Source organism: Sinobaca sp. SA16-1 (assembly GCF_059510515.1).
Genome location: NZ_JCAKFL010000002.1, coordinates 105,139 through 131,777, shown reverse-complemented (window position 1 = coordinate 131,777; position 26,639 = coordinate 105,139). Strand labels below are relative to the sequence as shown.

Annotated in this window: 28 protein-coding genes; 23 read left to right on the top strand and 5 right to left on the bottom strand. The window is 45.0% G+C overall.

Annotated elements, in window-relative coordinates; all coding sequences use genetic code 11:
* Window positions 1-23 precede the first annotated feature (23 nt).
* Window positions 24-428, bottom strand: coding sequence for a DUF6326 family protein (locus AC5W2J_RS04750; protein WP_496058346.1), 405 nt, complete (start codon window positions 426-428; stop codon window positions 24-26).
* A gap of 423 nt (window positions 429-851) precedes the next feature.
* On the opposite strand from AC5W2J_RS04750, the gene AC5W2J_RS04745 reads away from it, so the two are divergent.
* The 14 genes from AC5W2J_RS04745 (at window position 852) to AC5W2J_RS04680 (ending at window position 12,986) form a co-directional block, all read left to right on the top strand.
* The gene (locus AC5W2J_RS04745) at window positions 852-1,310 is read left to right on the top strand and encodes a DUF2512 family protein (RefSeq protein ID WP_496058345.1); all 459 of its coding nucleotides are present in this window, start codon (window positions 852-854) and stop codon (window positions 1,308-1,310) included.
* 167 nt (window positions 1,311-1,477) lie between these two features.
* Complete coding sequence (locus AC5W2J_RS04740; protein WP_496058344.1) at window positions 1,478-2,224, top strand: Na-translocating system protein MpsC family protein; 747 nt, start codon at window positions 1,478-1,480, stop codon at window positions 2,222-2,224.
* Window positions 2,225-2,387: 163 nt separating this feature from the next.
* A complete protein-coding gene (locus AC5W2J_RS04735) occupies window positions 2,388-2,684 on the top strand; it encodes a hypothetical protein (RefSeq protein ID WP_496058343.1) in 297 nt (98 codons plus the stop codon).
* Between the two features lie 269 nt (window positions 2,685-2,953).
* Complete coding sequence (locus AC5W2J_RS04730; protein WP_496058342.1) at window positions 2,954-3,349, top strand: general stress protein; 396 nt, start codon at window positions 2,954-2,956, stop codon at window positions 3,347-3,349.
* Between the two features lie 149 nt (window positions 3,350-3,498).
* Window positions 3,499-3,855: a hypothetical protein gene (locus tag AC5W2J_RS04725; RefSeq protein WP_496058341.1), complete on the top strand. Its 357-nt coding sequence runs from the start codon at window positions 3,499-3,501 to the stop codon at window positions 3,853-3,855.
* A 321-nt stretch (window positions 3,856-4,176) separates the two neighbouring features.
* Entirely contained in the window at window positions 4,177-4,518 is a 342-nt protein-coding gene (locus AC5W2J_RS04720) for a hypothetical protein (RefSeq protein ID WP_496058340.1), read from the top strand.
* Between the two features lie 264 nt (window positions 4,519-4,782).
* On the top strand, window positions 4,783-5,346 hold the full coding sequence (locus AC5W2J_RS04715) for a cysteine hydrolase family protein (protein ID WP_496058339.1): 564 nt from the start codon (window positions 4,783-4,785) through the stop codon (window positions 5,344-5,346).
* A gap of 229 nt (window positions 5,347-5,575) precedes the next feature.
* Entirely contained in the window at window positions 5,576-7,099 is a 1,524-nt protein-coding gene (locus AC5W2J_RS04710) for an amidase (RefSeq protein WP_496058338.1), read from the top strand.
* A 352-nt stretch (window positions 7,100-7,451) separates the two neighbouring features.
* Window positions 7,452-8,003 carry a dihydrofolate reductase family protein gene (locus AC5W2J_RS04705; RefSeq protein ID WP_496058337.1) on the top strand — a complete coding sequence of 184 codons (552 nt, stop codon included), beginning with the start codon at window positions 7,452-7,454 and terminating at the stop codon, window positions 8,001-8,003.
* 379 nt (window positions 8,004-8,382) lie between these two features.
* The gene (locus AC5W2J_RS04700) at window positions 8,383-8,859 is read left to right on the top strand and encodes a quercetin 2,3-dioxygenase (RefSeq protein WP_496058336.1); all 477 of its coding nucleotides are present in this window, start codon (window positions 8,383-8,385) and stop codon (window positions 8,857-8,859) included.
* An 87-nt stretch (window positions 8,860-8,946) separates the two neighbouring features.
* Window positions 8,947-9,423 (top strand): cupin domain-containing protein, encoded by a 477-nt coding sequence (locus AC5W2J_RS04695; RefSeq protein ID WP_496058335.1) that lies wholly within the window; start codon window positions 8,947-8,949, stop codon window positions 9,421-9,423.
* Window positions 9,424-9,436: 13 nt separating this feature from the next.
* Window positions 9,437-9,913, top strand: a complete 477-nt coding sequence (locus tag AC5W2J_RS04690; RefSeq protein WP_496058334.1) for a cupin domain-containing protein — start codon at window positions 9,437-9,439, stop codon at window positions 9,911-9,913.
* A gap of 342 nt (window positions 9,914-10,255) precedes the next feature.
* Window positions 10,256-10,555 carry a TIGR04104 family putative zinc finger protein gene (locus AC5W2J_RS04685; RefSeq protein ID WP_496058333.1) on the top strand — a complete coding sequence of 100 codons (300 nt, stop codon included), beginning with the start codon at window positions 10,256-10,258 and terminating at the stop codon, window positions 10,553-10,555.
* A gap of 376 nt (window positions 10,556-10,931) precedes the next feature.
* Window positions 10,932-12,986: a DUF2157 domain-containing protein gene (locus AC5W2J_RS04680; protein ID WP_496058332.1), complete on the top strand. Its 2,055-nt coding sequence runs from the start codon at window positions 10,932-10,934 to the stop codon at window positions 12,984-12,986.
* 73 nt (window positions 12,987-13,059) lie between these two features.
* Here AC5W2J_RS04680 and AC5W2J_RS04675 read toward each other — a convergent pair whose 3' ends face one another.
* Window positions 13,060-14,871, bottom strand: coding sequence for an alkaline phosphatase D family protein (locus tag AC5W2J_RS04675; RefSeq protein ID WP_496058331.1), 1,812 nt, complete (start codon window positions 14,869-14,871; stop codon window positions 13,060-13,062).
* Window positions 14,872-15,097: 226 nt separating this feature from the next.
* On the opposite strand from AC5W2J_RS04675, the gene AC5W2J_RS04670 reads away from it, so the two are divergent.
* The 3 genes from AC5W2J_RS04670 to AC5W2J_RS04660 all read left to right on the top strand — a co-directional run bounded on the left by AC5W2J_RS04670 (window position 15,098) and on the right by AC5W2J_RS04660 (window position 17,680).
* On the top strand, window positions 15,098-15,967 hold the full coding sequence (locus AC5W2J_RS04670) for a Cof-type HAD-IIB family hydrolase (RefSeq protein WP_496058330.1): 870 nt from the start codon (window positions 15,098-15,100) through the stop codon (window positions 15,965-15,967).
* 76 nt (window positions 15,968-16,043) lie between these two features.
* Window positions 16,044-16,301 (top strand): hypothetical protein, encoded by a 258-nt coding sequence (locus AC5W2J_RS04665; protein ID WP_496058329.1) that lies wholly within the window; start codon window positions 16,044-16,046, stop codon window positions 16,299-16,301.
* 125 nt (window positions 16,302-16,426) lie between these two features.
* Window positions 16,427-17,680 (top strand): Glu/Leu/Phe/Val family dehydrogenase, encoded by a 1,254-nt coding sequence (locus tag AC5W2J_RS04660; RefSeq protein WP_496058328.1) that lies wholly within the window; start codon window positions 16,427-16,429, stop codon window positions 17,678-17,680.
* A 66-nt stretch (window positions 17,681-17,746) separates the two neighbouring features.
* Here the strand turns inward: AC5W2J_RS04660 and AC5W2J_RS04655 are convergent, their stop codons facing one another.
* Window positions 17,747-18,634 (bottom strand): YsnF/AvaK domain-containing protein, encoded by an 888-nt coding sequence (locus tag AC5W2J_RS04655; RefSeq protein ID WP_496058327.1) that lies wholly within the window; start codon window positions 18,632-18,634, stop codon window positions 17,747-17,749.
* A 310-nt stretch (window positions 18,635-18,944) separates the two neighbouring features.
* On the opposite strand from AC5W2J_RS04655, the gene AC5W2J_RS04650 reads away from it, so the two are divergent.
* Window positions 18,945-19,415 (top strand): universal stress protein, encoded by a 471-nt coding sequence (locus AC5W2J_RS04650; RefSeq protein WP_496058326.1) that lies wholly within the window; start codon window positions 18,945-18,947, stop codon window positions 19,413-19,415.
* Here the strand turns inward: AC5W2J_RS04650 and AC5W2J_RS04645 are convergent.
* Window positions 19,402-20,496 (bottom strand): CapA family protein, encoded by a 1,095-nt coding sequence (locus AC5W2J_RS04645; protein ID WP_496058325.1) that lies wholly within the window; start codon window positions 20,494-20,496, stop codon window positions 19,402-19,404. The genes AC5W2J_RS04650 and AC5W2J_RS04645 overlap by 14 nt on opposite strands.
* Window positions 20,497-20,665: 169 nt before the next feature.
* Here AC5W2J_RS04645 and AC5W2J_RS04640 point away from each other — a divergent pair, with 169 nt between their 5' ends.
* From AC5W2J_RS04640 to AC5W2J_RS04620, 5 genes are all read left to right on the top strand, one after another.
* Window positions 20,666-21,589, top strand: a complete 924-nt coding sequence (locus AC5W2J_RS04640; protein ID WP_496058324.1) for a universal stress protein — start codon at window positions 20,666-20,668, stop codon at window positions 21,587-21,589.
* Window positions 21,586-22,032, top strand: coding sequence for a universal stress protein (locus tag AC5W2J_RS04635; protein WP_496058323.1), 447 nt, complete (start codon window positions 21,586-21,588; stop codon window positions 22,030-22,032). The genes AC5W2J_RS04640 and AC5W2J_RS04635 overlap by 4 nt, the downstream gene beginning before the upstream one ends.
* Before the next feature lie 148 nt (window positions 22,033-22,180).
* Window positions 22,181-24,019, top strand: a complete 1,839-nt coding sequence (locus AC5W2J_RS04630) for a UbiD family decarboxylase (protein WP_496058322.1) — start codon at window positions 22,181-22,183, stop codon at window positions 24,017-24,019.
* A 104-nt stretch (window positions 24,020-24,123) separates the two neighbouring features.
* Window positions 24,124-25,077, top strand: coding sequence for a ribose-phosphate diphosphokinase (locus tag AC5W2J_RS04625; RefSeq protein WP_496058321.1), 954 nt, complete (start codon window positions 24,124-24,126; stop codon window positions 25,075-25,077).
* A gap of 212 nt (window positions 25,078-25,289) precedes the next feature.
* Window positions 25,290-26,177, top strand: a complete 888-nt coding sequence (locus AC5W2J_RS04620; protein WP_496058320.1) for a universal stress protein — start codon at window positions 25,290-25,292, stop codon at window positions 26,175-26,177.
* Between the two features lie 85 nt (window positions 26,178-26,262).
* Here AC5W2J_RS04620 and AC5W2J_RS04615 read toward each other — a convergent pair whose 3' ends face one another.
* Window positions 26,263-26,604 carry a hypothetical protein gene (locus AC5W2J_RS04615; protein ID WP_496058319.1) on the bottom strand — a complete coding sequence of 114 codons (342 nt, stop codon included), beginning with the start codon at window positions 26,602-26,604 and terminating at the stop codon, window positions 26,263-26,265.
* Window positions 26,605-26,639 lie beyond the last annotated feature (35 nt).

Genomic DNA, 26,639 nt, shown 5'->3' with positions numbered 1-26,639 from the left:
TACTATTATATAAAATGAATAGCTTATAGAGGAGCAGTGTCAGGATCTGTCCACTTCCAAGCACACCATATTATTAGTAACAAACCTACCACTTCTATGGCTGCAAAAAAGATATAGAAAGAAGCGGCTGTTCCACCAGCTATAATAAATACAATAGTGAAAGAAGCTGCAATGATGTTCGCCCATCGATTTATTTTATACTTCAAAAACCTTGATAAAAGAACCATAATAATTGGAATTTCTATAAGTATGGCTGCTATCAACAAAAAACCAGGTGTGATCTGGATGCCGTCAACATTTCCCGTTATAATTTCCTGTATAAACCCAGTCTTCATAAATCCAAAAATGTCGGCGTAAATCATGTTCAAAAGCACAAATATCCATAACAGTGAAAGGTTCATTTTCATGTCTTCTTTATTAAATTTCATATTTCATGCCCCCCTTTTATGTACACATGAAATATTGTGTTCAGCAGGGGCAAAACTAGTATATATTAAAAATTATAGAAGCTGTTGGAACTTTGTCAACTATATATTTCCAAAAATACAAAAAAAGGAAGTTTTTTTGATTAGAGGCAGATGGCGTACGTTTAAGAACACTCCACTTGGGAATAGTAAGAGTAACACCGTTTAGAATAATGACGTGGTTTCGGATAAATGGATCTAATTAACTTTATACATGACCGGCTGTAATTAGAGGAATCAATGCCTGCTAATAGGTCGAGAAAGGCGCATAGGCCTTTTTCGGCCTATTTTTTTATGGCTTCATTCAGCCAGTCCGTGTAAAGCAGCAGAATAATAGCTGACGAAACCAGGGAATTATCAATTAAAATAGAAAGGAGGGAAAAGACAGTGAAACACTTAAAAGCACTTAGTATGAAATTTCTTATGGTTGCTGTTGTCCTATTAATTGTCTTGACAGCATTTTACAATGTAGAAGTCGGCAATACACTGATTATCAGTTTGGTTCTAACTTTGTTGGCTTATTTGCTCGGGGATCTTATGGTTTTCCGCAAAAAAGAAGATCATACAATTCAACCCGCTTCGGGTCAAACGACTCGAGTCGGCACGAATGATGCTGATTCAGACCAGACAAAGCGTAATGCTATGGCGACAGTTGGAGATATCGTTCTGGCCTTTCTTGTAATTTGGTTGATGGGAGATGTTATACTTGTCACCAGTGATGACATCGTACAGGCAGCCATTATTTCCGCACTTATCATCGGCGCAGGAGAATGGTTTTTCCATAAATACCTGGACCAGAAGGTTTTCCCTGAAAAAGATCACCATATAGCAACTTCAAACCGGTAATTCAAATAAAGCTGTATCGTAGAATGGTCTGTATATTTGTTTAAGTATTTTGTTGAAAAGAGCTGCAAATTCACTAGCGGATTTGCAGCTCTTTTCTAATGCTTTATAAGAACAAATCAAACATAATCTGCCGAAGAGGCTAATCGCTTAAAGAAAGGATGCCGCAAATGGATACCCAAGAAGAAAACGAGCAGCAGGCATCAAAACGGTTAGGGAAAATGTTTCAAACGCATTTTGGAAAAGGGCCTGAGAGTATCTATGTGATGGTCACCCCACCTTTTGTCACCATCCATTTACAAGGGTTTTTAGCTCCAATGGAAGAGGTGTTATTGAACCAAAACAACCGGTTGCAATTGGATCAATTACGCGAACAGATGATGATCAAAATTCTTCCTGTCATTCAGCAGATTGTGGAAGAAGAAACCAACGAAACGGTTCTGGAAATTTATTATGATTGGAACTTTCGAAAGAATAAAAAATGTACGGGAATGGTGTGGATTGTACTGGACGTTTCCCCATCACAAGTAGATGCGTTTCCGTGGCCCAAAGAATTGAATGAAACGATGTTTCACCGACAAATAAACGCTCTCAGCGAAAAAGTGCAGAAGGAACCGGAGGAAACCAATCTATTCTGGTTAAACCCACGGCTTATTTTAGTTGAACGTATTGGCGTTTTTGTTGAAATTGAAAATGCCCTAATCGAGCAGGACTATGTCGAGACTTTAAAAATTGTAAAGCGGCCGCTGGAAAAAAGAATATTTGCTAAGCATGTGCTGGAAAGTCTGTTACAGCGAACGATTGAAGAAACATTTGTTGACTGGCATTTTCAGAAAGATAAAGGATATTTATTGATTGGCTTAGAAAAACCGAAAGAAAACCGAAAGAAGAGGGGAGGAAACACCGGAGCGGATTGATATAAAAGGGAAAGTGTGATATAATTAGAATAATATAAAAAGCGGAACAGCCGCTTATACATCTAAGGTACAGGCAGTAAACAAGAACGTTTGTTGTCTAAGCCACATCTCCTCTTTAGGGAAGATGTGGCTTTTTCTATTGGCATTAAAAGGAGGCGTTACCATGACATTATTTGCTTTTGTCTATGTTAGTAAAAGCAATGAAGTATTAGTGGGAACGGAGGCAGAAATTAAAACAATTACAGGTGAAACAACAGAAAACATATTCAGCGAAGTGGAAGAATTAGTGAAAGCTCTGCAGCTTTATCGTTCCCAGGAAATGATTATTACGTTTCTCTGCTATCCTTCTGCTTTACGGCATGAATGGGAAAAAGAAGCTTGTACCATAGTAGAAAAGAAAACCATCTATGTAAATAACACTACTATGGACGTGCAGGCTGACATAAGAAATGATTCATGATTCGATTTTCTTTAAGAAAAATAGGCATTCTTTGTATAACGACAAAACGTACGGCAGGGCCGTTCTATAAACCTATGGTACAGTCAGCAGACAAGAACGTTTGTTGTCCGAGCCACACCGCCTTTCGAAGGCAGGTGTGGCTTTTTTTACGGACTATTCTGAAAAAGGAGGAAACAATCATACAACAAAAAGAGTACACATGGTGAAAGAACGCAAGAAGAGAGGTATCCAGATAGAAAACAAAAAAAGGAAAAGGAAGGTGCGATACAATGACGACAAAATTACAGGGTGTATATGAAACCGCACATGAAGCAAGAGAACGCGTGGAATATTTGAAAAAACAGGGCATTCGTTCCAGCGACCTTTCCATCGTTCTCAATGATGAAGAACGGGGAACTATTTTGGCCGAAGAGACAGATACCAATATTCAGGTAGAAAATCCACGGCAGCGAAGCAAAGAAAAACACGACTTTCTGGACAGCATGAAGGAAGTGTTCTCCGGGACACCGGAAGGTATCGAACACGGAGGGCACACTAAAGATACTTTAATCCGGTTAGGCCTGCTGGAAGAAGAAGCGCTTCTTTATATCGATGATATAGAACGTGGAAATATGGTGGTGCTGATCCATGCGGACAGCTCGTATGCTGCCAAAAATAGAGGCTGAAATCAATCCCAATCGTTTTAAAAAAGAAGAAATAGTGAGTACAAGAGAATGACCGGCTCATTGTAACGAAATACGATTCAAAAAAGGCGAGTAACGCTGATAACATCGAATAGACATATAATCTGTATGATAAAAAAAGGAGGCTTCCCATGAATACTACCCCTTTGGTAGCGTATCTTTGCCGCAAGCAGAACCATGAAATTATCGTCGGTACATTAAGTGATCTCAAACCATGGCGGGAGCAGGGGTACCAGCTTGTTTGTTTTATTTCGGAAGAGGAACTCTATGAAGCCATCTCCCCCTATCATCCCCGGGAATGGATTATTACGACCGTCTCATTTCTACCAGTTGTGCAAGAACGACTTCATGTGTTGATGAAAACAAAAGAAGTGGATTTGGATATTGTTCCTCCTTATTCGCTTCTTTCAAATCCTCTTCGTCATGTACGAAAAGAGAAGGGATTCTTTAACCAAAATGATCTGTCTAAGCAAGTGACAGGGGGATAAGTTGGTTCCTGAACAAAAATATCATTGTCTATTTAGGCGTTTTTATACTAACCATAAAAATTGTTTTCGTCAAATCAAAAATAGCATGTTGGGAAAAAGGAGGAGTAGTATGAACAGCTTAACGACATATATGATCACAGCTTTTATTATCCTCATTGTTATAGCAGTTGGAACCTTCATGCTGATGAATTGAACATTTGATAAAAAGATGACCGGTTGAACAATCACATTAGTTCATATGCCGGCAGTCGATCCATCCATTCCTACGATCAGCAGAATATCGATATGCCTTATATAAAGTAAACAAGGGGGGAGAGAAACATGGCTGGAAATCAAAACTCAGCCTTATTTTTAGAAAATGGAATAGTAACATGTGGAGTGATTGTGATGCATTTTAAATGTCCTCTTGTTTCCAAACGAGGAGAACACAAAGTGAAAAGACGTTTTTTTGGCAGACAAAAAACGAAAAAAAGCAATTTTGGTAAGATTGTGTTTGCGATTCAGGACGCGCTTGAAACAAATCATCCCTATGAACTTATGATAGAGGGGAAGCGATATACGGTTGTTTTACGGAAAATATGTAGAAAAGAAACCGACGAGCAAACATTTTTTGTCGCAACAGGTCAATTAAGTGAGAAAAAAACTCTCTCCTCTTCTTTATAGAGAAAACACTCCAGCGATTGTTTTCTCTGCAAAGAAAGAAAAATCAGATTAAACGTCCGTAAAGGTTATAGATAACTTTATGGGCGTTTTTCGTATGGTCTGTACACTTACAAAAAGAATAGGAAGACTCTCCACAAGAATTTTATATATAAAAAAGTGATATTTGGACTTGGGAAATATCAGCGGAAAATTTGAAGGTCGATATAAGTTGAAATTAAGTATATGATTACCTTGTATTAAAATCTTAGTAATGGGGTGAAGCAAATGAGCACAGCTTTAATCATTGTCGATATTCAAAACGATTATTTTCCAAATGGAAAAATGGAGTTAAGCAACCCTGAAAGCGCAGCTGCGAATGCTGCTAAAGTTCTTGAATGGTTTAGACAAAATCAAAAAGATACTATTTTTCACGTACAACATATCGCAAGTGATCCGGCCCTCGGCTTCTTTCTTCCGGATACAAAAGGTGCAGAACTGCATGAAGCAGTTCAGCCATTGGAAGAAGAAAGCATCATTGTCAAAAACTTTCCCAACAGCTTCTTAAAAACAAAATTAGAAAACCAATTAAAAGAAAAAGAAATAACAAAGGTAGTAGTGGTGGGCATGATGACACATATGTGTATCGATGCAACCGTGCGGGCGGCCGTGGATTTAGGCTATGAAACAACACTTATCGAAGATGCCTGTGCGACAAGAGAGTTGGCTTATCAAAATAAGACCGTTTCAGCAGAACAGGTTCAATATGCGTTTGTCGGCGCACTCCAAGGCATGTATGCGAAAGTGATATCAACCGAAGATTTCCTGCAACAGAAAGCCACCACCCTATAAAATGATAATTATAATGAAATGGAAACTTGTTTTTACAAGTTTCCATTTTTCATTGTTTTATGGGCATTTTTTTATTGTCTGCACATTTATAAAAAAAGTAGATATACTTTCCACCGTAGGAAAAACTGAGGTAGATTATCTGTCAATTTAATGGTTTTTTTAATCATCAATTGTAAAAATAAAAGGAGGCAGTTTCCTTTTATATCAAAAATTCACGGGAGGGAATCACATGAGAGTAAAAAAACCGACAGTAGAACAATTAAAAACAATCGCAGATCAATTTCACTTACATTTGGAGGACGCAGACGTTGCAGCGTATCAAGACTTGATAGAGGGCACACTCGGTTCATACGCGCGTCTTGATGAATTGGCAGAGCCGACTCTTCCGGTTAAATATCCTCGGACACCCGGCTATAGGCCTTCTGATGAAGAAAACAAGTACAATGCATGGTATTGGAAGTCAGAAGTTACAGGTGAAAAAGAAGGGCTGCTTGCTGGAAAAAGGATTGTTCTTAAAGACAATGTCAGCCTGGCAGGAGTGCCTATGATGAACGGATCCGCTTTGTTAGAAGGGTATATACCAAATGAAGATGCAACTATAGTCACCAGAATCCTGGAAGCCGGCGGTACGATCGCAGGAAAAGCGGTCTGCGAAGATTTTTGTCTGTCAGGTGGCAGCCATACCTCTGCCACAGGCCCTGTGTTGAATCCGCACGATGAGACACGCTCCACCGGTGGGTCTTCAAGTGGATCCGCGGCGCTCGTTGCTTCTGGAGAAGTGGATATGGCCATCGGTGGAGATCAAGGAGGTTCCATCAGAATGCCGAGTGCCTGGTGTGGTATTTATGGATTAAAACCGACTCATGGCCTTGTTCCGTATACTGGTATTGTACCGATTGAACAAACATTAGATCACACAGGTCCTATGGCCCGAAGTGTTGAAGATGTAGCTCTTCTGCTCGATGTACTTGCTGGAGAGGACGGACTGGATGCAAGGCAGAGCGGGCTGAAAAAGAAAAATTACAGTGATGCTCTTCAGGAAAAAGTGTCATTAAAAATAGGTATTGTCAGCGAAGGATTTGAATGGGACGTTTCGGAAGAGGATGTCAATCGAAAGGTCAAGGAAACGGCAGAGTCACTAAAAGAATTTGGAACAGTTGTTGAAGAAGTATCCATCCCCATGCATGTGGATGGAATTCATATATGGAATGGCATTGGTATTGAAGGTTTGACCTCTATGATGATCAACGAAAACGGAATGGGGAAAAACTATAAAGGCCATTATAGTACTTTTTTTCTAGATTACTATGGAAAGTCCAGGAAAATAAGAGCGGATGAATACTCTGAGACGGTCAAGATGATCATGCTGCTTGGTGAGTACATGCGGAGCCAATACAATGGAAAATATTACGCCAAGGCCCAAAACCTCGCTCGTTCATTGAAAGCTGCCTATGACAAAGCTTTTGAAGATTTTGATATACTTGTTATGCCGACAACCCCCATGAAAGCAACCGAGATTCCTCCCGCAGACGCCACTCGTGAAGAAGTGATCGGAAATGCGCTCGGTATGATACAGAACACAGCGCCATTTAATATTACTGGCCACCCTGCGATGAATGTACCGTGCGGAACATCAAATGGACTTCCGGTTGGAATGATGCTTGTTGGGAAAATGGGTATGGATGAGCAGGTTCTGCAGACAGCCTATGCCTTTCAATCTAAAGTAACGTCGGTACAATCAGTCTCCGTATAAAAACCATCTGAGAATGGATCGGTTCATATAAAACAAAAAAGAATTGTGACACTATAGTCGTATTAAACCCATCGTGGATCCACAGATATACGATGGGTTTTGTTGAGCGTGGTAAATTGTTAAAACTTGGAGGCTCCACCTTAAAGATTCTATATAAGGATAAATGTTGTTTGTTCTTCCATACTAAAAAGACCATTTGTATCACGCCGTTTTATCATTCGAAAGCAGCCGATTTATTCCTTAAAAGGGTTATAGAGCGTTAAAGAAGAATACATAAAAGAGACGGATTTTCTCCCCCTGGAAGAGTTGAATGAGGTAGTTTTTAATGAAAAAAAGAAGCGGAGGGAAGAACATGGGGAAAGTATGCCTGGGAATGATTTTATCAGTCGATGGGTATATCAGCGACCGGAATGGGGAATTGGGGAAACTGTATGAGAGCTTTGAGCCGAACGAAGTGATTCAAGCGGAAATGGCCAACACGGGAGCGGTTGTAATGGGACGGAATAGTTTTGATATGAGCGAAGACCCGGACGCTTATGCAGATAACTATGAATTTCAAGTGCCATTGTTTGTGTTGACCCACAACCCTCCTGCGAAACATCCAAAAGAAAATGAGAATCTCACCATTACATTCATAACAGACGGCATTGAAAGCGCGATTCAACAGGCCAGAGAGGCAGCCAAAGAAAAAGATGTGGTCGTACTGGGAGCAGATGTCGGCCAGCAGTTGTTAAAAGCACATTTAGCGGATGAACTGCAAATCGGGATTGCGCCCATCATACTTGGCCGGGGCGTTCGATTATTCGAGCATTTGGAAGAACTTGAGATCCGATTGGAAAAAAGGCGGACTATCGAAACCGCAAAGCAGGTGGAAATCTGGTATAAGATCATGAGGGAATACTAAATAAAAACAGAAGTATGTTTTCTTTATAGTTTTAGTTATTCAGCAGTTAGGCATGCATGCGTCCGATGATACTCTGAGCTCATGCATGCCAAATGTACAGCTTTTGAGAACTGGAGATTTTTTCAATCACAAGCAGCTGGATTTAATGAAAAATTAACGATACTTATTTCTGAAAATATAGAATTTTCATTTAAATGGGCGTATAATATATAGTACAAATTCAGGTAAGCATACATATAAGAAGCAGCCTTCATTCACGGTACTCCAACGGGAGGGAGGGCAGAACGAATCGATTTACATCCTGAAATATCACTCAGAGGAAAGGGGGGATCAAGTGGCCTGATACTCAGTTCTGGGGTGAATTTGGGAGGGAAGAAAAATGGTCCAGCAAATGAATAACGCATTTTCATTATTGAAAGGAGAAGGTAAAGCCTATTGGTTTGATGGTTCACTTATGGAAGTAAAGGCGACTGGTGAAGAGACAAACAATGCCTTTTGTATGGTGGAAGGACTGCATCCACCCGGCTATGAAACGCCGCTGCATCTTCACCGAAACGAAGAGGAAGTTTTTTATATTCTGGAAGGTCAATTAACTTATACCTTCGGAGACCAAACGATTAAAGGAGAACCGGGATCGTTTATTTACGCGCCGCGCAACATCCCCCACAAGTTCAAAGTGGAGGGCAATGAGCCTGCCAGAATGCTGGTTATGCTGTCACCTGCAGGAGTTGAACGGTTCTATATTGAAGCCGGAATGCCAGCTACAGAGCGTAAACTGCCTGCAAAGACCATTATGCCGGATGTGGAAAAGATGATAAAGTCCGCTCAGGAATACGGTATCGAGATTCTGGGATAGCTGAACGAGATGCCAACCTGTCAACTGAATCCCGCTAATGGTAACTTGCCGTCTGTCCCATAACGATAATAATGGGAGGTAAGAAAAATGGAACAACGAGTAAAGAACGCTTTTTCAATTAAGCATGGGGAAGGCAAAGCGTATTGGTTTGATGGAACTTTAATGGAAATAAAGGCAACGGGTGAAGAAACAAATGGTGCTTTCAGCTTGATTGAAGGACAGCTTCCTGCAGGGCATGAAACGCCGCTGACGGTCAAAAAAAATGAAGAAGACGTCTTTTATGTTCTGGAAGGCGAGATCTCCTTTACCTTAGGCGAAGAAACGATTGCCGGAAAACCGGGGACTTTTATCTATGCCCAGCGCGGCACGCAGTACAAGATGAAAGTGGGGGACTCTTCTCCTGCAAAACTACTGATCATGTTTACACCTGCCGGCATCGAACAGCTGTATATGAAGTTTAGTGAGAGTGCCCAGGAATTAAAACTGCCACCGGTGAGAAAGGAACTGGACCTCGGGAAATTTGCTGAGGCTGCAAAGAGTCACGGTATTGAAATTCTGGAATAGGTGGGAATAAACAATGGAGAAGCAGCATAACCATGCATTTTCGCTGGCCAGAGGGGAAGGAAAAATGTATTGGTTTCTAGGTTCGTTGATGGAAGTGAAAGTAATGGGGGAGGAAACAGGCGGTGCTTTCAGTTTACTCGAAGAAATCGATCCGCCTGATTTCATTACGCCTCTCCATATTCACCATCACGAAGATGAATACTTTTACGTGCTGGAGGGGGAAGCCACTTTCACGATTGGGGAGAAAACCATTTGGGCCAAGCCCGGTACTTTTGTTTTTGCGCCGCGTAACATTGCCCATATGTATAAAATCGAAAAGAACGAACCTGCCAAAATCATTACAATGCTTATGCCAGCGGGATTGGAGAAGTTGTTTATCGACTGCAGTGTCCCGGCAACTGATTACAAGCTGCCGCCGGAAGACGTGGAAACCGATCTGGAAAAACTTTTCGGGCGAGCGCTTGAATATGGAGTTGAAGTGTTGGAGTAACGAAAGAAAAGATATGCTGGGAGCACACCATCTGGGCCCTGAATCAGCCTTTGATTCAGAGGTTTTTTTTGTACATCCGGCATGGCAAGGATATCCAACGCGAAATGGAGCCAGGTTATTTTACAAATCAAAGGGAGTTCGGTCTTCCCGGGCCAAGAGTCAGATGATCTGTTTCTTTCATGATACTCCCTCCTCGATACTGCTGTAAAAGTATCTTACCAAAACACCGGTATAGGATCGAATAATGTGTACCGGGGGGCAGACTCTCTTCTGATAAACAGCTTACCGATAATGTTAGACTGATATAAATGGTTAATTTTTACATAAAAGAGGTGATAAGCTATGCCTGTCTGCCAGCATTGTTCATCCGCATGGAAAGGGGGGGAAGCGGTAAAGCATTCTTTCACTATTGACCAGGGAATGACGTGTCCATACTGTAAATCAACGCAATATCCAACAGCCCGTTCACGGAAAGTATCAAGCGGGCTGTTATTTCCGACTATGTTTCTTATATTTACATTCAATTTTATACTGGGACCGTCTGTCTTAGCAGTAGCGGGTTTTCTGATGGCACTGCCATTATTTTTAGCAGGTTATCCTTTTTATCTTAAACTTTCTAATCAGGAAGAATCGTTATTCTGAACTAAAGTACATAACGTAAAAGAACGAAGTGGTTTTTATGCAAAAAGAGATCATCACTAAGATAGTTGATGATGGGACACGTATTAAGTATGAAGAGGAATCATTCACGCTTCATGATGTGGTAGATGAGCAGCCAAGCAAAACAGAGGGTATACATGAGAGTTAAGTAGTTTATTAGAGATATAAAAAAACGACCAGGCAGACAGACTAAAAAGTCTTCTGGCTGGTCTTTATTTAAAATCACAGATAAAAATTAATTTCAAAAATCATCCAATTAGAGCAATGCTGAAGTATAATAAATATATCTTGATACATCACGAAGATACCATGCAAGGGAGAGGATTTATACACTGTACAGGGTGGAGAGGGAACTGCGATGAAGACAAGGGAAGCTGTAATGGTTCGATGGACGTACGTTTTAGGTATTGCTTTGCTTATTGCTGCAGCTGTTGTCTATATGGAGAGCTGGTGGTATCTGTTTGATCGGTTGGAGCAGGTGGGTGTTACCGTTGGTTTCCTTGTATTGTTTTTCGTGTTGGCCTATCTCGGCCGGAAAAAGTATCCCTTTTTCAGCAGACTGAGCTTATTTGCTGGTTTTATCTGCCTGGGTCCTGCTGTTGCTCTTGTAGGAACGATTTACCATTCTCAGGCAGAAAGCTGGTGGTTATTGCTCTTCTGGCTTTTTCCTGTACTGGTTGTCACGCTTCAGGTAGAAATTCGATCGCTGCTCGTGCTTCGATTTCTTCTGTTCCAGGCGCTGCTCTGGACGATTATTTTTCCAGGTTATTACAATTGGCCGGAGATTGGCACACTGATCGGCCTGTTAGCAGCATCCGCCGTTAATGCATGTATCTACTGGTGGAGTATAAAAAAAGGAAAAGATGCTTTGCTGCAGCATGCCTGGTTTGCTGCTGTTCTTTGGTTTCCTTTCTGCGGAGCCGTACGGTATGTGCTTCCTGAAGTGGAAGTGTTCGCGGGCGCAGCCTATCTTGCCATTCTGGCCGCGTCCTTTTATGCGATGCGCCGCAACCCCGCCGCGCTTAAAATATCAATTGTGTTTGCGGGGCTGTATGCGTTTCAATTTCTGTTTATTACGATGATGGACATATATAGCGGAGCCGTCTTTGCTATAATCTTTCTCTTTGCTGCTGGTGCCGTTTACGGCAGCGTGAAGCTTATTTCTTCGTTTGCGAAACGCGGGCGGAGCGGGCAGTCTAAATTGTTTCTTCTGCATACGGTGACTTTTGTTGGAGCATTAACAGCGGCGGGCGCTTTCAGCGGCTTCGTCGGCCTGTTTTTATTTGAGGAACTCTCTATTGTACTGTTTGTAAGTATTCTGGTCCTGTTCAGCTTTGTGTTGCGGAAAAGGGGTCTGGATTCCTTTTTTTCTCAGGCCATCGTATTTTTCAGTATGATTCAATTGATTGTCTTAAGCGTAGAAGCGGCTGTCTGGCAGATGATTCCTCTGCTGGCGTTGACAGGATGGATCTGGATGCGCGACGAGCGTCCTTTTTACCGGATCATCGTGTATGCTTTAGCCAATGCAGCACTGCTTACCTGGCTCTTCTTGTTAGTGGAGAGCACGCAGGCTGTGGTCTGGATGGCTGCCGGATTAAACCTGATACTGGCTGCAGCAGGATACTGGCGGTTTTCCATTCGAATCCTTTATCTGCTTGGATACCTTGCGGCGCTGGTGCTTTTGTTTCAGCTTCCCTATACCGTGATGGGTACGGAGCTGCTTTATTGGAGCTATCTGATAGGATATTTTTTGCTTCTTACAGGACTGCTTTATGGTCAGGTGCAGCAAAAAGACAGAACCGCTGCTGCCATCACAGCCGTACTTTGGTTCGCTTTTCTTTTTATTCAGTATATCGATCTCTTCTGGGCACACGTTCATCTGACATTTACTCTTTTCCTCCTGGGAGTGGGATTTCTCCTCACTGCCTATATGCTGGAAACGAAAAAGCAGCTCCGTTTAGAAGAAGCCCCCCTGCACCTCGGGAAACTGTCAGCTGCTGCAGTGCTGCTTGCTGCAGCGGTTCTGCTGATTCCAGCGGTTCAAAAGGAAACCGCATTAAGAGACGGGGAGACGCTTTGGCTGGAGGTGGAAGACTACGGTCCGGGATATGAAGGCGCAGGAAACCAGGCGTATATAAATATGTACGGCGGGACAGATGAGGAAAACTTTATAGCAGGAACTTACGTGTACGCCCAGTTGGAAGAAACAGAAGATGGCAGCTATCGAATGGTTAATATCACAGCAAGTAAAAAAGAAGCACGGTCTCCTCACCTTCGTGGCAGAGTCAATGCCTGGAACGGAACAGAATTTGGAATTGATTCGTATCCTGCGCCGGAAGGAGAAATCAGCCATGTGTTTCTGCGGATGGGAACGGATGGTGTGGCGGTAATAGAGGATGTGCGGTATCGATAGCAGCATATAACAACGCACACCCCAAAAAGGAACTGTCCTTGTAAGGACAGCTCCTTTTTCTTGTGCTCTATTTTTAGAAAAAACTGTTTTTCTTTAACACGCGGATCACCGATTCTCCTTCTGGCACTTCGCAGTGCAGCAAAAGCGATTTGGGGGACTCGAGTTCTTTGATCGATTCCACCGCATACGCCTTCCAGTCCGCTTTTGTTTCGGAGAGAGTAAGAACGGCATAGCCATGGGACGTGCTGTCAAACAGCTCTATCCAGGGATTGGCTGTTTTTATGATATTCTGAAATTCCGTAAATAAACGGGTGACCGGCAGTTTGATGCTTTCTTTAATCACAGAAGGGACGTAGGATTCCACCGCATCGGTCGTTTGTTTGATAGGAAGCGGCACGCGTTCCAATAGATGATCGGCGTAGTTCTTTGTTGTTTCGATCAGATGGTTGGAGCTGATGGGTCCTGCCATAAACTCGACGCCGATCGCTTTGCTTTTTCCATTCCGGTAGTGCTCCTGAATATGCGACGCTTCAAACGTATGAAAATCACCGGTCAGCGCAATAAAGTTAGGTACTTGATGCTGCACAATCGCACGGGCGATCGTATTCCGCTCATAGGGAAACCCGTCCCAGGAGTCCAGGTTAATGAAGCGGCCGAGAAACTTGAGCTGGGTAATCTGTACCTGATTGCCCCAGATGTTCCATTTGCTCTTCGAGGAGGCGAGTTTGTCGAGCAGCCAGTCGCGCTGCGGAGTGCCGAGCATGGAACGGCCACTGCTTTCTCTTTCTTTACACCCTTCGGTAAAGTAGCGGTCGGCCGGATCGTTTCCGCACGGGAAAGAGTCCCGGTAGAGGCGTTCATCCATCATGTAAATGCCGGCCAGGCTGCCAATTTCGATATGGCGGTAAATCGCCAGGGTGCTTTCAGAAGCATTCTCCTGCTGATACGTAAACCGGCAGGGAATGTGTTCAAACCATGCCTGGTTCGCCGAAGAGCGGCGTGCCATGTTCGGATCGGGGTCATCATCGGGCGCCACACCGGGGTAAAAAGTATCATTGGCATATTCATGGTCATCCCAGACGGCAACCATTGCATGCCGCTCATGAAGGCGCTGGAGATGGAAATCAGTGCGGTACGTTTTGTACAGCTGCCGGTAATCGGCGAGCGTATAGGCGGTAGGACTGCCGCTTGGCAGATCTACTTCCCGGAAGTTATCCATAGCCTGGTAATCGGCGTTTCCCGTCACCTCATACACATAGTCACCGAGGTGAACGAAAAAGGCGATGTCTTCAGCCGCCAGGTGGGTAAATGCCGTAAAATGGCCGTTCGTATAGTCCTGGCAGGCAACGTGCCCAATGGAAACCTGCTCTACTTCTTCGTCTTTTCCAGGAAGCGTCTGGCAGCGGCCGACGGGACTGGCATATCCGCCCGTAGTTATAAATCGGTAGTAATAGGTATGGTTTGCTTCCAGATATGTATCGGTATCTATCCGGACGACATAGTCGTGCTCTTTCCAGACGGGAGCGAGTGCCTGCAGGACTGGAGACAAAAAATCGTCAGAGCGCGCCACTTCAAGCAGCACAAAAATGTCCTCTTCTGCATCGGCTGCCAGGCGGAAAGGATCGGTCTGCCAGAGAGAAGCGTCTCTGTCCACTTTTCCATTGGCAGCGCCATTTATATAAGAAGGATTAACCCTTGTCCAGAGGATCATGCCGCTGGACGTGGGATCGCCGGAAACAACAGATTGTGGAAACACTTCCTCAGAAGAATTGGTTCCGGTAAATAGGGAATCGAATGTATCGATTACTGGAAAAATGGTGCCTTCCAGAAAATAAGTGGAAAAAGGATGGCCTTTTTTAAACATATAGCTGTTGTACTCATTCAATGCAGAACGCTCCTTTTGAAATCCTCATTAGTCTACTACCGAGTGTACTACAGATAGCGTAAGGACTCTAGAAACTTCAATCGATCTTATCTCATGTTAGGATAGACAGCCGGCGGGGAATAGAAGCAGGCAGGGTACCATGTCTTTGATATACTTGAAAGGCATGATGAATGTTATGCATTGAAGAGCACGCATATAAAAAGAAACGAACAGGAGTGGAAAATAAATGAAAACAAAAGCAATTTTTTTAGATATGGATGGCACTGTACTCGACAGCCGCAATAACGTAAGCATGGAAATTAAAGAAGTGATTGATCAACTGCGCAGCCAGGGCCTTTATGTATTTATCGCTACGGGAAGATCGGCGATGGAAGTGAAGTCCCTCGTGCCGGAAGGGTTTGAAGTGGATGGGATCGTTGCCTCCAATGGGATGGAAGGACATATTAATGAAGAAGTGATGTTTGAACATTCGCTGCCGGTAGAGCTTGTGGAGACCATTATTGCAGGTGCCAGGCAAAAGGAAGTGTACTATGAGCTGTTTCCTTATAACGCCCCGCGCATCATTATGGCAGAAGACCGGAAGTTTATTGAAAGAGCGGTAGAAGATCCGAAACCTGAGGAAGTGGAAATAAATGAATGGATCTCCCGCAAGCAGGCGGTCAGAGAGGATATAGTCTGGACCGAAACGCTGCCGGAGCAGGCCGGCTATTCGAAATTTTATTTCTTCTCGAGAACAACGGATCATATAGATGGATGGAAAGAAGAGTTAGAGCGCTTAAAGGAACACACGAGCTTTACAACGTCCACTTCTTCCTCACACAATGTGGAAGTGATGGCAGCGGGCATCAATAAAGCAAGCGGCATTAAAGAAATGGTGGAGCGGTACAACCTCACCCGGGAAGACACGCTTGCGGTGGGTGACAGCCACAATGACCTGCCGATGTTTGAATACGTTCATCATGCTGTAGCCATGCAGAATGCAGCCGAAGACATTAAAGCGATCACAGATGAGGTAACGGAGTTCACCTGTGACGAAGACGGCGTGGCCGCCTACCTGCAGAGTACGTTTTTAAAAGATAAAGTGAACAAAGCATAAGCTTTATAGAAAAAAGAACAAAGCAGGTGATCGCATTTTTCATTTAACGTGTCCATATTGCCAAAGCCGTATATCCATGTGGAAACCCAGATGGCGCAGCCGGGCCGTCAAACCGTGGGAATTAAAATGCCCGTCCTGTAAGAATATCAGCCGGTTCAGTAAACCACTGCTTGTGTTTCAGGCAATATTTCTGGTTTTATTTATCTTCGTCATTATGCCGTTTATTAACATTACCTCAGAATCCCTGGGTGAAGCATACTTGTACGGCTTAGTCCTGCTTCTGATCCTTATTCCGATTTACTGGAAGCTCACGCGCCTGGAAAAAAAAGAATAATACCTGGAGTAGGTTATACCTTTCATGAAAAGTGGTAAGAGTACAAAGAGTATCTTGTACCATGCAATTACTTTTTGTCCAAGAGAAACAGACAGCGGCATGAAGGATAGAAGGAGAGTAGGACAATGACAGAAAAAGAAGAGGGTCCGCTGGACGTGGTGTTTGAACAAATCGATGAAGCGTCCAAAACCATGAAATTAAAAGGCAGTGTACAGACCATGCTGTCGCAACCTAAGCGAAAAGTGGAAGTATCGTTTCCCGTTGAAATGGATGATGGGCATATGCAGTTGTTTAAAGGATACCGGACTCAGCACAATGATCTGCTTGGCCCGTTTAAAGGCGGCATTCGGTTTCACCCGTCCATGACCGTGGAAGAATCCCAGGCGCTCGGCACGTGGATGACATTCAAATGCGCACTCGTGCAGATTCCACACGGCGGCGCTAAGGGCGGCGTGGCCTGTGATCCTTCCATTCTAAGCGACCGGGAGCTCAGGCAGGTCAGCAGGGGCTATATAGAAGCGTTCTCTGACTTGTTTGGACCAGGACGGGATGTGCCGGCTCCTGACGTGTATACCGATCCCAAAACGATGGGAATTATGATGGACACTTATTCAAGGCTTGCCGGCAGGCATGAAGCAGGCGTAATTACAGGAAAACCGCCTTTAGTAGGCGGGTCCAAAGCGAGAGGGGCTGCGACCGCTCAGGGAGCTGTCTATGTGATCGAACAGATGCTGGAAAAAAAGAACCAGTATCCGGAAAACACCCGGGTGGCCATTCAGGGATTTGGCAACGGCGGCCAGGTCGCAGCAAGGCTGTTGTATGACCAGGGCTTTAAAGTCGTAAGTGTAAGTGATTCCAAAACAGCACTCTATGATAAAGAAGGACTGGACATTCCAAAAGCACAGGAGGCGAAAGAAAACGGGAGCCTGCAGGAATACGGTAACGAATACCTATTGGATAACAGTGAAGACGTATTGTACGTGGAAACGGACATTTTGATTCCGGCTGCAATGGAAGGCGTTATTACGAAAAATAATGCATCCCGGATCAAAGCGAGCCACATTATGGAGCTGGCGAACGGCCCGACCACACCAGAAGCCGATCACATGCTAAAAGATAACGACCAGCACGTTTATCCGGATATTCTAGTAAACGCAGGCGGCGTAGTCGTGTCGTATTTGGAATCGGTGCAGAACCATATGAATTATTACTGGGAGGAAGACGAGATAAACGAACGCATGAAAACGTTTATCTTAAAAGCCTTTGAGAACACAGAAGCTACGGCGGATCACTACAGCACCACCTATCGAAACGGCGCAATGATTTTCGCGCTGCAGCAGCTCGAACAGGCATTGGAATTCAGAGGATACCTGGCATAAGCACGGAAAAGCCCCTTTCTCTAAAAAAGAGAAGGGGCTTTTTGTATTATAAAAATAGAAGACGGACTAGTTGTCATTTCCTTTTTTGTTCTGCAGGGGGTGCAGGGAGGGGTCATCGTTTTCTTCGGCATGGCCATCGCCATCAATACGGGCTTCTTCCCGTTTGACGTGCTCGGTTTCTTCTTCGGTCTCCTGAATTTTTCGTTTGCCTACTACGATTTCGTCAGTCACAATCGATGTTTTTTTTACTTCGACTTCTTCATCCGTCAGGCGCATACGTACTTCCTCATTGTCTTTTCCGATTTTGCCGGATGTGTCTTTTTCTGTACTGTCGACCGGGCGTCTCTCAATGAAGGCTTCTTCCCGCTGTACCGGTACGGAAATCGTTTTTTCTTCTTCTACGACTTCTTTTGTTACACCGACTTCCCCTTTGTCGACTTTTTTCTTGGTTACGTCCAGCTTTTCTTCCCGAAGCGGCATGACCCGTTCCTCGGTGGATTCACCGGCGGACGGAGCAGGAGGTGCATCCGGTGCGGCCGTGGTATATTCATTGCCGGGCGGTGGAACTTCATGCTCATCCATGGGAGCGGTATCAAGCGAATGCGTAAGCACGATAATTTGTCCTTTTTCTACAGCAGATACATGGGAATCGGCATCTTCTTTGGACAATCCGAACTGTTGAAGGGTTGACCTCGTATGCGTGTTGGAATCAGCATCAGAAGAACCGCCTTTAAAAACGTCTTTTATGCTGTCAACAAAGCTTTTGTTTTCTTTGGAGTGTTTTTCTTCTACGTTCGCCTGAACGCCGGTTTCTCTGGCGATAAAGCTGCCCTCGTCTTCATCGTTTAGGATGATGTAAATGTTATCGGACAGAACGCCTTCTTGTTTTAAAGCGGCAATGGCTTCGGCCGCCTGCTGGCTGTTTTCATAAATGCCGTGGATTGATGCTGTCATCTGACTGCCTCCTTATAATATCTTGCCTGTTCCTTTTACCCTTTAACGTCATAAACAAATGGTTATAGTACTGAATTGCCCTTACCTCCCATTATCAAACCTGTATCCCTGATAGTTGAACCTATAGTCCCGTATTCCGCCTGTATTTTTAGAAATTGTCCTGAATGAAACCGCACAAAAATCGCTGTTTTCCAGATTTACATACATTACATAGTTGAACGAGTGATATATATCACATTGCCACATGGCAAAACCTATTATAATAAAGGGAGAACACCAGTCCTGACGAGATAAAAAAGGGGGCCAGTATATGAGCACCATGTACCGCACTATTCTTGCAGCAGTAGATGGGTCAGAGGAAGGATACTATGCGTTTCGAAAGGCGATCAGCCTGGCCGGAAAAGAGGGGGCGCAGCTTGTTATCTGCACGGTAGTAGACGAGCGGTCCTATACGGGAATTGAATACAGCCCGGCTATTTTTGAAGGATTTGAAAAATACGCCAAAACATTATTGGCAGAGTACAAAACCCAGGCGTTGGAGGCAGGTGTAACCAATGTAGAGACAAGTCTGGAATTCGGATCCCCGCGGGTGAAAATTCCTAAATCCGCTGCTCCTAAATATAAAGCGGACTTGATCGTTGCCGGAGCAGCAGGCACAGGAGCCGTGGAGAGACTTATTCTTGGAAGCGTATCCGAACACATTGTCAGACGAGCTGCATGCGACGTATTGGTTGTACGCAAAAAGAAAGGACACGCGGAAGCCCTGGCTATGACTCCGTAACGTGTCCCTGTTCATCGATTTCTGCATTAATGGAAATGTCTTCAAGGTATTGAAACATTTCTTGTTTTTCTTTTCCTTCCAAAGGAGTGATCTGGTTGTTCGTAAGGTGATAAGGGGCAAAGGACAGACCAACCTCTTCTTCCGTAAAGGTCATATGAAGAACGCCTGTTTCGGCAGAGTGTCCGCTCACATAATCGGGAAAAAGGAAATTCCCAAGCGAATAGGCGACCGGAACGCCTTCATAAAACTCGAATCCCTGCAGCCAGTGCGGGTGTGCGCCGACTATGGCATCCGTACCCGTTTCATCTACAATACGTTCCACGTACTCATGCTGGTACGCCGCCGGGGTATTGGTTTTCTCGACTCCCCAGTGAAAATTCACAACGAGATGATCGGCTTCCACGGATTGTTCGTGCGCCTGAATTGTCTCAATCACAAAATCAAGGTCATATCCATTTGTCACGCCGGGCTGCCCGGGCTGAGCCACCCAGCTGAAGTCAGGAAAAAAACGGGTGAACGATAGAAAAGCGACCGTCCGGCCGTTAATTTCCACTACTTCTGCTTCATACGCTTCGTCATCAGACCGTCCGGCCCCGATAAACGCTATTTCTTTTGCTTCCAAAGCGTCTATTGTATCGAGCAGTCCTTTTTCTCCATAGTCCATCATATGATTGTTGCCGAGGTTTACCATATCGACATGCGCTGTTTTTAACGCCTCGAGCGCTTCGATATTGCTTTTTATCCAGAAGAGCTGGTCGTCTGTTTTAGTATCCCGGTCGGTGATCGTACTCTCTAAGTTCACCACGCTGTAATCCGCTTTTTCAAATTCATTATGTACGTACTCAAATGGATAATCGTAGCCATGTTCGTCGAGCACCGGGCGCAGATCCCAGTCAAACATTGTATCACCGGCAAAGGCAATCGTGAATGGTTCCGGAGCTGGTATGGGTTCCAGCGCTTCGGCTGTTTTTCCAGCTGGTATAGAAGCAGCCTCTTGATTGGATGAGTCAGATGCATTGCTCCCGCAGCCGGCGGTAACCAGCAGCAGGCCGGCTCCGAGAAAGGGTAATAAATACTTCAATAGTAGGTCTCCTTCGCTGTACGGTTATGTAAAGAACAAAATTCATTGTCAGTGAAAATGACAGTGTATTGTCAGTATAAGGGAAGAGAAGTTCAAACGCTTGTGCTATAGTACCTGTGACTATTCTATGGAACGGATCGGCTAAACCTGACTAATAGGAGGGTATACGATGAAAGCAGCATATGAACGCATACTAGTAGCGGTGGATGATTCCCCAGAGGGGAAAAACGCGCTTCGGAAAGCAAGTGAAATTGCTAAAGCCAATGATGACGCGAAGCTGATAATTACGCATGTGGTGGACGAAGCGGCCTATGCCGGGGTGCATACGTTTCCGGTTGATTTCTTTAAAGAGGCGGAGGAACGTGGGAAGGAGCTGCTCCGGGAGCTGGAAAGCGATATGATGGATGCCGGGCTTACGAACATTGACACCATTCTCGACCGGGGAAACCCTAAAGTGCTTATTCCAAAAGAAATAGCAGTAGCCCAGCAGGCGGATCTGATCGTTGCAGGTGCATCGGGAGCCGGTACGGTAGAGAAGTTTGTCATCGGCAGCGTGTCCGCAGGCATTGCCAGGCATGCCACCAGCGATGTCCTGATTGTCAGGAAAAAAGCGGACGGCTATCCGTATGTATCCATTCTACTTGCCGTAGATGGCTCTGAGTCGGCACACCGGGCGTTCAAAAAAACACTGCATCTGGCTAAATCAGAAAAAGCGGAACTCACAATCGCTCATGTAATTAATAAAAGAATGCTCTCCAACGTAACGAAAAACAGCAAAGAAGCGTTACAGTCGATGGAAGATGCCGGCTGGAAAATGCTCACGGACTACAAGCAGGAAGCTGAAACTGAAGGCATTTCCCCGGTCAGGGTGGAAGTAGAGCACGGCGCGCCGAAAATGATGATTCCAAGAAGCATTGCTCCGAGACATCACGCTGATCTTATCGTGTCAGGGGCGTCAGGACTCCGCAGCAGGGAGCGTTTCTTTCTCGGCAGCGTGTCGGAAGGCATTACACGAAGATCAGGATGTGATGTGCTCATCGTAAGGCAGCCGGTACAAAGCGAAGCAAAGACCGAAAAGGGGGAAACAAGATGACTCAGATGTACAAGCGCATTCTCGCCGCAGTGGATGGATCAAACGAATCAAAAGCAGCGTTTCAGAAAGCAAAGGCGCTGGCCGAACGGGACGAAGCAGAGCTGATGGTCTGTCATGTAGTCGACACAACCTCGTACGCGGGCCTGGAGCATTACAGTACGGATTTTGTAAAAGGACTCGAAGAATATTCCCAGAATCTGCTTGATGAATATAAAGCCGAGGTGGAAGAAAACGGGAAGGTTAACATCACCACGATTTTGGAACATGGGTCTCCGAAAGCAAAAATACCAAAGGATATCGTCAAAAGGTACAAGGTTGACCTGATCGTAGTCGGGGCAGTCGGTATGGGGGCGGTGGAGCGGTTTGTGCTTGGAAGCGTTTCTGAGCAGATATCCAGAAGAGCTGCCTGCGATGTGCTGATTGTGCGTTCGCAGGAAAGATAGAAAAGACAGGCAGCCGGCGCAATTCGTGCCGGCTGCTTTTTTATATGACAAAACAATGAACAAAGCATGCTTTCCCATCTAAATCAAAGACAGTGCCAGGCAAGACAGGTATAATCAGAAGTAATCAAACTATTAGGAGACGTGACTTATGTATCCAACTCTGGAAGACTGTATTAACGACTTAGAAAAGCATGGCCGCCTTATCCGGATCACAGAAGAAGTGGATCCCGACCTGGAGCTTGCTTCGATACATATGCGTGTGAACGCGGCAGGAGGACCGGCCCTTTTATTTGAAAATGTAAAAGGATCAAAATACCGCGCTGTTTCGAATTTATTCGGTGACCTGGAAAGAAGTGAATTTATTTTCCGGAATACGCTGGAAACGACCCAGCGTTTAATATCCCTGCGCAGCAACCCAATGGCCGCGCTGAAACAGCCGATTAAAAATTTCAGCTCCGGCGTGGCAGGCTCAAAGGCGCTTCCTTCGAAAAAAAAGGAAAAAGAAGTCGAAGGCTTTGATGAAATCCGCATCGAAGACCTGCCGCTGATTAAACATTGGCCCGATGATGGGGGAGCTTTTATTACGCTGCCCCAGGTCTACTCGGAAGATCCGGAAAAACCGGGGATTATGAACAGCAACCTGGGAATGTACCGGGTACAGCTGGACGGAAATGAGTTTGAAATGAATAAAGAAATCGGCATGCACTACCAGATTCACCGGGGAATCGGTGTGCATCAGGAAAAAGCCAACCGGCTCGGAAAGCCGCTGAAAGTGAGCATCTTTATCGGCGGTCCGCCCTCGCATACGCTGTCGGCAGTAATGCCGCTTCCGGAAGGATTAAGCGAAATGACGTTTGCCGGACTTCTGGCCGGCCGCCGCTTTCGTTATACGTACGCCGATGGATATTGCATCAGCCTTGATGCAGACTTCGTCATTACCGGCGAGCTGCATCCGCAGGAGACCAAGCCGGAAGGACCTTTTGGCGACCATTTGGGATATTACAGCCTCGTGCATGAATTTCCAATGATGCGTGTGCATAAAGTTTATGCCAAACAGCAGGCGATCTGGCCGTTGACGGTAGTCGGCCGGCCCCCGCAGGAAGACACGGCGTTCGGGGACCTGATTCATAAGCTGACCGGGGATGCGCTGAAAGAAGAGATTCCCGGTGTGAAAGAAGTAAATGCCGTCGATGCGGCCGGCGTGCACCCGCTGCTGTTTGCGATTGGCAGCGAACGCTACACCCCGTTTCAGGACGTAAAGCGCCCGGCTGAGCTGCTGACGATTGCCAACCGTATTTTAGGTACCGGTCACGTGAGCCTGGCAAAATTTCTCTTTATTACAGCGGAACAGGACCAGCCGCTTGACACACACAAAGAAGTGGAGTTTCTTACGTATATAATGGAACGATTGGACCTGCACCGTGATCTGCACTTTTATACAAATACGACTATCGATACACTGGACTACTCCGGGACCGGATTGAACAGTGGAAGCAAGGTCGTAATTGCAGCTTACGGGGATAAAAAAAGAGAGCTCTGCCAAGCCGTGCCCGTTCACTTTGAACAAATGGATACGTTCCGCAATGCACGCCTCGTGATGCCGGGAATGACGGCGATAGAAGGCCCCGATTTTACAACGTACGAAGAGGCGGAAAAGGAAACAGCTGAGCTAAGCCAAAGCCTGCTGAAAAATGGAGAGCTGCCGGAGTGTCCGATAATTATTCTCTGCGACGACAGCACGTTTATCAGTGAAACGGTCTCCAATTTTATGTGGGCCGTGTTTACGAGAAGCAATCCATCCCACGACATACATGGGGTAAACAGCTTTTATGACCATAAGCACTGGGGCTGCGACAACATGATTATCGACGCCAGAATCAAGCCCCACCATGCGCCGCCGCTTCTTGCAGATCCGGAAGTAGAACAGCATGTTGATCGATTATTTAAAGATGGGGGAAGTTTAAGCCACATAACCCCGCAAAAGTGATAAAATAGAAAGCGCAGATTGGGAGACGCCCGAAAAAACGGGCCTGGTTATTTCCTTACTCGAGGCAATAACCCCAGCAGATTACAGGGAGGGGTATCACCCACATGACGTTTACAGTTAATGACAGGTTTAAAATGTTTACGCTGAGCTCGAATGAGCCGCTTACAAGAGACATTGTCCGCCATCTAGGAAGTGAGCTTGGAGGAAGCAACGTCCAGCGCTTCAGTGACGGGGAAGTTAAAGTGAACGTAGAGGAGAGCGTGCGCGGCGGAGAGATTTATGTCGTTCAGTCTATTGCACATCCAAGCAGTGACCACTTAATGGAGCTGCTGATTATGATTGATGCACTAAAGCGGGCGTCCGCCAAACGGATCAATCTGGTTATCCCGTATTTCGGCTATTCCAGACAGGACCGCAAAGCCCGCTCCAGAGAGCCGATTACAGCAAAGTTAATTGCGAACCTGCTCCAGGCAGCAGGGGCTACACGTGTCATTACAATGGACCTTCATGCACCGCAGATTCAAGGGTTTTTCGATATTGCAGTTGATCATCTTCTTGGCATGCCGATCCTATCGAAGTATTTCGCTGAAAAACAGATAGAAAATGGAGTGATTGTGGCTCCAAACAACGGTGGAGTAAAAGCTGCGCGGGAATTGGCGGATATCCTTGGTATGCCGATTGCCTTTATCGATAAAAGGCAGACGGGGGCCCGTCAGTCCGAGATTGTAAATATCATTGGAGAGACGGCAGGAAAGAATGCCATCATCATTGATGATTTAATAGATACAGGAAAAACGATGGCATCAGCGGCCCAGGCGCTTAAAGACAGCGGCACAGAAACGATATATGCCTGCTGCACCCACGCCGTGCTGTCAGGAAACGCAGTGGAATTAATCGAACAGGCACCGATCGAAGAAATGGTCGTTACAGATACGATTCATATTCCGGAAGCCAAACAGGGCAGAAACATGAAAGTATTATCGGCTGCGCCATTATTTGCAGAGGCCATCAGCCGTGTGCACAATAGACAATCAGTGGATAAGCTTTTCAAACGATAACAACAAGAGCCGCAGAGAAATTCTGCGGTTTCTTATATAAAGGTTTAAATAATTTCACGTACCAAATTAATTATAAAAATAAAAATCTTAATAAAACAAACAAAAAGCCAAAATACACAACTGACAGCTGAGTGTGATGTAGGTCACGTTCTTTTCAGAAAAACTGGTATATACTAAACGTAATAAATCCACAAGAGAAGGCGGGAATGGCGATGAAGACTCGGTATAAAACTATTTTGACTGCTGTAGATGGATCGGAAGAATCCCATTATGCATTAAAAAGAAGCATTAAGCTTGCCAAAACCAACAACAGCCGGCTGGTTATAACTCACGTGGTGGACTATCGCAATTACAGCCGGATGCAGTTGTATTCTCCTTATATGCTGCCGGCAGCCGAAGAAAAAGGCCAGAGCATTCTCGATGAAAGCAAAGAAACGGCGGAAAAAGCGGGGGTGCTCAGTGTCAGCGTATCCATGCAGCAGGGGATGCCGAAATCTAAAATCCCTAAAGAAATTGCCCCGGAATTCGCGGCGGATTTGATCGTGTCAGGGGCTTCGGGAGCCGGCACGTTTGAAAAGTTTATTGTCGGCAGTGTTTCAGGAGGCATTGCAAGGCATGCATCATGTGACGTGCTGATTGTTCGAAACGAGCCTGAAAAAGAATACCAAACCATTATGATTCCGGTAGACGGCTCAGATACAGGCCTTGATGCCTTTAAAAAAGGTATTGCTATGGCAAAGGACACCGGGGCCGCCGTAGTTATTGCACACGCCATGCATACACCGATGGTATCCACTGCCGACCAGTACCGGGATCATATTCTGGAAACATTCCGGGAAAATGGAGAAAAGCTAATTGCGGAGTACAGCCGGATGGCTAAAGAAGAAGGAATTGATGAAGACAAGCTGAAGCTGTCCCTGCAGGCCGGTTCCCCAAAACTTACTCTTCCCAAAGAAACAGCGCACAAATACAACGTGGATTTAATTGTGGTCGGAGCTTCTGGTTTAAGCAGCACCGAACGATTTTTCCTGGGGAGTGTATCTGAAGGCATTGCAAGACGTGCTGCCTGTGATGTATTAATTATTCGTAACCGCCAGTAGCAGAAAAGGGGGAGCAGCCTGGTTTCCCCTTATACATATGCCGGGTACAAAAAAAGCGCTCCCTTTTCAGGAACGCGTTTCTGGTTTACTTGTTAATTAAGCCGCCCTGCTCTTCCTGCAGTTGACGAACGGCTTCTACCTGCATATCCGTTAGGGAAGTGTAGTTGCCTTTCGTATCCAAAGCCAATAGTACAGCAGTGCCTTTTAGTGAATATTTATTCGTAAGATCTCCAAAATCCTTGGATTTCATCTTATAATCTGCTTCTTCATACTGTCCTTCAGTAGCAAGAGCATAAATATCCAGCTCCGGGATCATTTCTAGCGTAATTGCATCGTTGCCTGCAATATCATAAATGTCCTTTTGTCCTTCTACAGAACGGACCTCAATTTGTTCGTTTGTTTTACTAATTATTACTTGTAAACTCATATATCTCACCTTTCTAATGTGTACTACTCTAGCCA